This window comes from Flavobacterium xueshanense, from assembly GCF_900112975.1.
Lineage (GTDB): Bacteria > Bacteroidota > Bacteroidia > Flavobacteriales > Flavobacteriaceae > Flavobacterium > Flavobacterium xueshanense.
In genome coordinates this window covers 1-6,331 of record NZ_FONQ01000028.1, presented here as the reverse complement: position 1 = coordinate 6,331, position 6,331 = coordinate 1, and the positions used below count along the sequence as shown (strand labels likewise).

Genomic DNA, 6,331 nt, shown 5'->3' with positions numbered 1-6,331 from the left:
TAAAAGCTCGGTCATAAATTTTACGCACTTGTTTCATATGTTAAAATTAAGGTTTTATTCTTAACTTTTTATGCAGGTAAAGTTAGCAAGTCCAGAATAAGATATTTTAAAAAAAAAATTATTCATAAACAAGTCTTTTTACAGCTCCGCTGTAGAAAGTCACATAAATGAACAGTCCACGTTTAATCAAAAATTAAGATTTATTCCTTTTTTTAGTAATAATGATAAGTGTTTAACACTAATAATTCATCTTAAAAAAGAATCAAATCAATCATAAAAAACAATTTATTAAGCATTTAAAAGTAAGATTACTACCCTATACATAACAGAAAGTTAAAAAATAAATCTCAATTTTAATTAATCAAAATAATCCGAAAAATTCATGATTTTGCTTTCTAATGATTTCAGTAAATTTATCAGTCTAACTTTCAAAGACCAATAAACAAAAATAATGTCCAAATGTTTTAATTTCCCTTAACGGGTTATCCTACTATAATTCTTTTCCACCAGTTTTTTTTTGGCATAGATTTCCCATACCCGTAACTTTGCCCGTAGCCATAGCCTCGTTTTAAATCAACGCCATTTATAAGAATTGCCATATTAGGCAATCGCTTTTCATTGAACATCTTTTTTGGAATTTCTAAAAGCCTTTTGTCTAAATTATTAAGTCTGATTACATACAAGCATAAATCAGCATAATGACTTAACAGCAGCGTGTCAGTAACCATTTTTATAGGAGCTGTATCTACAACAACGTAATCATAATTATCTTTTGCGTAAGCGAAAATTTCATCAAAACGACCATTCATTATTAGCTCAGATGGATTAGGAGGTACTGTTCCTGAATTTAAAATATCAAAGTTTCCTTCTAAAGAACGTTCAATCACATCCGAAACTTTCAAAGAATTATCTATTAAAAAATTGGACAGTCCATTTCCTATATTTTGATTAATATATTCATTACTATTTGCTTTTCTAATATCACCACCTATTAATAATACTTTTTTATTAGAAAGGGCAATTACCGATGCTAAATTTAATGTAGTAAAAGTTTTACCTTCTCCTACAATTGTAGACATAATAAATATTATTTTTGCGCGACCTTTTATTTTAGAGAGCATAAAATTAATATTAGTTCGCAACATCCTGAAAGATTCAGAAATACTCTCTTTATCATTGTCATGAATTACTATTTTACTACCTCTAACCGTTTTTGGGATTTCTCCAATTATAGGTGCTTTTATAATACTTTCAATATCTTTTATAGATTGGACTTTATTATCAAAAAAATATATAATATACAAAACTGTAAATGGAAGTAATAAACCTAACGACAGCGCTGTAATGATTACAAGAATTAATTTTGGACTTGTAGGTCTATTGCTCCCATCTGCAAAATCAATTATTTTTGCTTTAGGTGCAGTTACTGCTAATGAGATAGCATTTTCTTCCCGTTTTTGTAATAGAAACAAATATAAGGTTTCAATAATTTGTTGTTGACGTTGAAATTCTTTAAATTGTCGTTCTTGTTTTGGCGCCGAGTATATTCTTGAAAATACTTTATCTTCCTCTTTTTTAGTATTATTTAAAGCGATATTCAGAGATGCTTTTAAATTTTGCAAACCATGGGATATTCCTGTTCTCAATTGCTTCAGTTGCTCATCCAAATTAATAATAACGGGGTTCTTTTTGCTTGAACTTTTTAAGATCCGATTACGTTCTATCAACAATTCATTGTATCTAGCACTATTTGTACTAACCGCATCATCTGATAGGCCTAAATTTGACGGTATAATTTGTTCAGTGTTTTTGTTAACATAATCTGTAACATATTCAGCAACTCTTACCTGAGTATTTAAATCAACAATCTTTTTTTCTAATTCTGCATTGTTTTGTAGTATTAGTGAAGATTCAGAGTCAATGTCGGTTAATTGATTATTTTTTTTAAAATTTTCAACTCCCTGATCTACATTTGACAATTCATTTTTAATAAGATTCAGACGTTCATTTATAAATAAATTTGTGCTTTTACCGATAAATAATTTATCATCCACGGCATCTTTATTATATTGTTGCACTAAATTATTTAAAATATCTTGTGACTTTAATTTAATAGGTGCTTTTAAAATTAATTGAATTAAACTAGACTTTTTAAACATTGTTTTAACTTCAATATTTTTTCTTAGGTCTTCAATAATATTTTTTATGGGAACGACCTTAACTACTATTTCTTCACCTTTTTTTAAGTTTTTTAATCCAGCTGGTGTTATAGTAATATTTCCAAAATCTGTTTGCACATTTTCACCAAATAAATATACTTTACTAACTGTACCCCTACTGTTTTTGAGAACAAATTTTGCAGGTGTTAAAGCAAGAATAGAAAAAGTAGTGTCTTTACTATACACTAAGGAATCTTTCAATAAAAAATTAATTATAAATGGAATTTCATTTTTGTATAATTCTTTATTGGAAATCATTCCTTTTTCATAAAATGTAATGTTTGCACCTAATTTTTTTACTACACTTTCCATCAAACTAAACGATTTTAGCATCCCAATTTCATTATCGACAGATGTTTTACTAAGAGTGGTCAGTCCTAAGTCTTCAAAAGCTGAAAGTTCAGAAGGCAGCCCCTTACTGTTTTCATCGTTAATTAAAATTGTTGAAGTAACAGTATACTGTTTAGGTATAAATTTCAAATATGCATATGCGCCTAAACTAAAAATAAATATGCTAATTAAAAACCATTTCCAATTGTAGGCATATTTTTCAAATTTTTCACGATAATTAACTGGTTCTTCGTCTTCAAACATATAATTGGAGGGGTTCTCATTTTGCATAATTTTGATTTTAAAGTTTTAGCGAGTAAGAATGGCAATTATTGAAATTAATGATGAAATTGATGAAAGTATTATACCTGCATTAGCGCCAACAGCTGATGAATTTAACTTTGTTTTATTAGGTTCTACATAAATCACATCATTTTGCGCTAAATAAAAATAAGGAGAACTAAAGATTCTTTTATCAGTTAAATCTAGTTTGATAAAAGCTCTTTTTCCTGCCTGCTCTCTTATTAACATTACAGTTTTTCGCTTACCATGTATAGTTAGGTCACCCGCTAAGCTAATGGCTTCTATTACCGTGATTCGCTCGTTTGTTATTAAGTAAGTACCTGGCGTTTTTACTTCACCTAAAACAGCTACCTTAAAATTTACTAATCGAATATTTACAATAGGTTTTGCAAGATATTCTGCTAAAGTCACAGTTAATTTTTTTGTTAGTAATTTAGTTGTAATTCCTTCTACTTTAAGAACTCCAATAACCGGAAAATTAATTTCACCTTCATTATCAACGATATAAGTTAAGGGTTCTGGATCCGCTGCACTAATCGATTCATATAAATTAAAAGGAACTGCTGCTCCTTTATCTATTGCTGATACGTTGATGCTTAAAATATCTCCTATTTGAATTTTAGGCTCAAAAATCTCATAATTTTCAAAAGTTAAATCATTCACATTGTCTTGAAAATACACCATTTTTTTTGAAGAAACACAACTGGTTAAAATTATAGTTAACCATACTATTAAAAAGTATTTAATATTTTTATTTTTCATATAATTGTTGTTAACAGTTTATTTTTTTACATGGATAATATTTGTCATAATTCACTTTTTTCATTTTTATTTAAAAGAAAATAATTGAATTTACTTATGAAAATTTCACCTACACTATACATTGTTAGCTCTTTTAATAGGCTAAAGAAAAGTAACATTACAACATATAAAAATATTAGAAAAACAGACATTTGAAAACTATCTAGAAATGATGAAAACCATAAAGTGATTATAATAATTACATAATTTAGAAATCCTAAAGTCATTGCAACTTTAAAGTGTGACAGACCTGAATCAATTAAAATATGATGAATATGATTTCTATCTGCTTTAAAGGGACTTTTTCCTTCCATCATTCTTAATCCAATCACTCTAAACATATCAAATAGAGGCATGAATAGTACAGCAAAAACAATTATTAATTTATTTTCAGCTTTAAACGTGAAATTGCTTAATAGTGAAGTATCCATAGAAAGAAATTTTAATGTACAAAATCCTATAAAAAAACCTATGAGCAATGAACCTGTGTCTCCCATAAAAATTTTCTGTGTCGTCGAAAAATTATAATATAAATAGGCCAGTAACATTCCTATAACACTCAAACTAATTAAAAAATAAAAGTGTAAATTAGAAGCATAAAATATTAAAGAAAACACACTGAAGATTACAATTGCAATTGTGGAAGCTAGACCATCTATTCCATCAATAAAATTAAATGCATTTATAATCGTTAATAAAATAAAAATAATTCCGCAATATTCTAATAATTCAGGTAATTCATATATTCCTAAAAATCCATTCAAAGTTTTCACATGCATACTATTAGAGACTAATAAAAAAATAATAGCTATGGTTTCCATTGTTAATTTGTTACGTGGAGATGTAACTACCAAGTCGTCTTTCAAACCTATTATAAATACAATTGTTATCGCAGCGATTAGATTGTTGCCAATATTTTCTATATCAAAATGTTTAATAAAAAAAAGTGCCATCATAATTGTAAAATAAAAGGCTACACCAGCCATAGTAGGTGTTGGACAAAAATGAGAGCTACGATTATTAGGTTGATCGTTTAAATTCCTAATTTTTATTATCCTATGTATATTTGGTATAATAACGTACACTAATAAAAACGAAATTATAACTATCATTATACTTAATACTGATAAATTAGACATGATTTCTTTTAGCATCTTTTTATTTTTTTATTGTTAGAAAATATTTTATTCAATGAAAGTATTTCTTTTTCTATCCGCTATTAATAATTTATTCAAGTCTGTTTTTAATTGTTTAATTCTTGTAAAAAATATTGGTTAATGATTAAAAAATTAATTAATCTGTAACAAAGACATTTTTAAAATTTCAAGTAACTAATTTGTTATTAAGAATATTATAAGTGTAAATTTTTTAATTACTAAAAACTTATTTATTAATATTAAAAATGTTTTACGTAATTATTTTTTTCTTCTTATCTATAAATAGGCTTATAATTTTGATTTAAATCTAAATATAATTATTGGTTTCAAATAATTTTAACTATCAATAACCAATATATTCGTTAAAAGGTAATATTATCTTAAAAACATGATAGACAGCATGTTAATGATCATTATTTTTATAATTAAAACTTTAAATATTACGATTTCCATTTTGAATTTTGAGTTTAAAAGTTATTACGATATTAAAAAAATGAATAGAGAAGTATAATTGAAAAAATGAAAAAACTTAAATCCAAAATGAATAACGCGGTTACCAAAAAGCCAATACAATTTGAAAATCTAAAATTTTTTACCAAATGGAAGAAGAAATAGTAAAGGCTTCTTCTAATTATTTAGTTTCCAAAACAGCAGCGAAAACGAGCTTCCGAAAGATTTAGAGATGAATTCTAATATCATATCACACAAAAGAAAAACCAAATATTTTTGAATTGATTTGCAGTAAATGCAATAAAATTAAAGCGTTGACATACAAAATCACTTTAATTATCAACAGCCTTCCAAGTGGTTACCACAGAGATTTACAAGTATTGAAAGAAGGATTGTTTTCAGCAATATAAAACCTGAAAGCGTGTTTGGATATCGCTATTTTTGCGATAAAAGATATTAAGATAAAAAAGTATATCTTGGAAAGTAAAAAATACATTTATTTGTTAACTGTAGATTCCTAGAACGAAATGGCGGTTGCAGGAATGCTTTTTAGAGATGCTTATAAAGCGGTTGCTGAACAACTGAAAAACAGAATATTAAAATCTCAAAAAGAAACAAAGCAAATGCATAAAGGAAGCATCAACAAAATTTGTTTGGAAGAGATTAAAAAGAAAATGAACGATTCTTATTAAAAATTTAAAAATAAAATAACCTCGTTTAATATTTACTAGATTCAACTAATTAATGCAACTTTTAGGGGGGAGATAAAGACATTTTTTCAAAAGAAAGGACTTTTAAAAAGCCCTCTCTCTCGAATGGAATAAATGTTCTTTATTTGCTCCTGACCAAAGTTGTAAATAATGAGCCACTTAACCAGCGAACAAAGATACACAATCGGTGTATTATTAGATCAAAACTACAATAAAAGTGAAATAGCAATTCTTATAAATAAGGACAAATCTGTTATAACACGTGAATTAAAACGCAATTGCGATTTACGCAGTGGTAAATACAGTTCTGAATTAGCTCAGCGAAAATACGATAAGCGTCAAATAAATAAACCTAAAAAAG

General features: G+C 26.8%; 5 protein-coding genes. 2 read left to right on the top strand and 3 right to left on the bottom strand.

What is annotated here, in order from left to right:
- Positions 1-482: 482 nt before the first annotated feature.
- From BMZ76_RS15605 to BMZ76_RS15595, 3 genes are read right to left on the bottom strand one after another with little or no spacing between them, the layout of a single operon-like run.
- Complete coding sequence (locus tag BMZ76_RS15605; RefSeq protein ID WP_091209268.1) at positions 483-2,840, bottom strand: GumC family protein; 2,358 nt, start codon at positions 2,838-2,840, stop codon at positions 483-485.
- 18 nt (positions 2,841-2,858) lie between these two features.
- On the bottom strand, positions 2,859-3,614 hold the full coding sequence (locus tag BMZ76_RS15600; RefSeq protein WP_091209264.1) for a polysaccharide biosynthesis/export family protein: 756 nt from the start codon (positions 3,612-3,614) through the stop codon (positions 2,859-2,861).
- Positions 3,615-3,658: 44 nt separating this feature from the next.
- A complete protein-coding gene (locus BMZ76_RS15595) occupies positions 3,659-4,807 on the bottom strand; it encodes an MraY family glycosyltransferase (RefSeq protein WP_091209261.1) in 1,149 nt (382 codons plus the stop codon).
- A gap of 980 nt (positions 4,808-5,787) precedes the next feature.
- Here BMZ76_RS15595 and BMZ76_RS16020 point away from each other — a divergent pair.
- Both BMZ76_RS16020 and BMZ76_RS15585 read left to right on the top strand, forming a co-directional pair.
- Positions 5,788-5,952, top strand: coding sequence for a hypothetical protein (locus BMZ76_RS16020; RefSeq protein ID WP_208857683.1), 165 nt, complete (start codon positions 5,788-5,790; stop codon positions 5,950-5,952).
- Positions 5,953-6,120: 168 nt separating this feature from the next.
- Positions 6,121-6,331 (top strand): helix-turn-helix domain-containing protein (locus BMZ76_RS15585; RefSeq protein WP_143071114.1); only part of this gene is annotated, 211 nt, incomplete at its 3' end.

Bases quoted from the DNA above. Each gene is read 5' to 3' on its own strand.
- BMZ76_RS16020 (WP_208857683.1), top strand. From the start codon at position 5,788: ATGGCGGTTGCAGGAATGCTTTTTAGAGATGCTTATAAAGCGGTTGCT.
- BMZ76_RS15595 (WP_091209261.1), bottom strand. From the start codon at position 4,807: ATGCTAAAAGAAATCATGTCTAATTTATCAGTATTAAGTATAATGATA.
- BMZ76_RS15600 (WP_091209264.1), bottom strand. From the start codon at position 3,614: ATGAAAAATAAAAATATTAAATACTTTTTAATAGTATGGTTAACTATA.
- BMZ76_RS15605 (WP_091209268.1), bottom strand. From the start codon at position 2,840: ATGCAAAATGAGAACCCCTCCAATTATATGTTTGAAGACGAAGAACCA.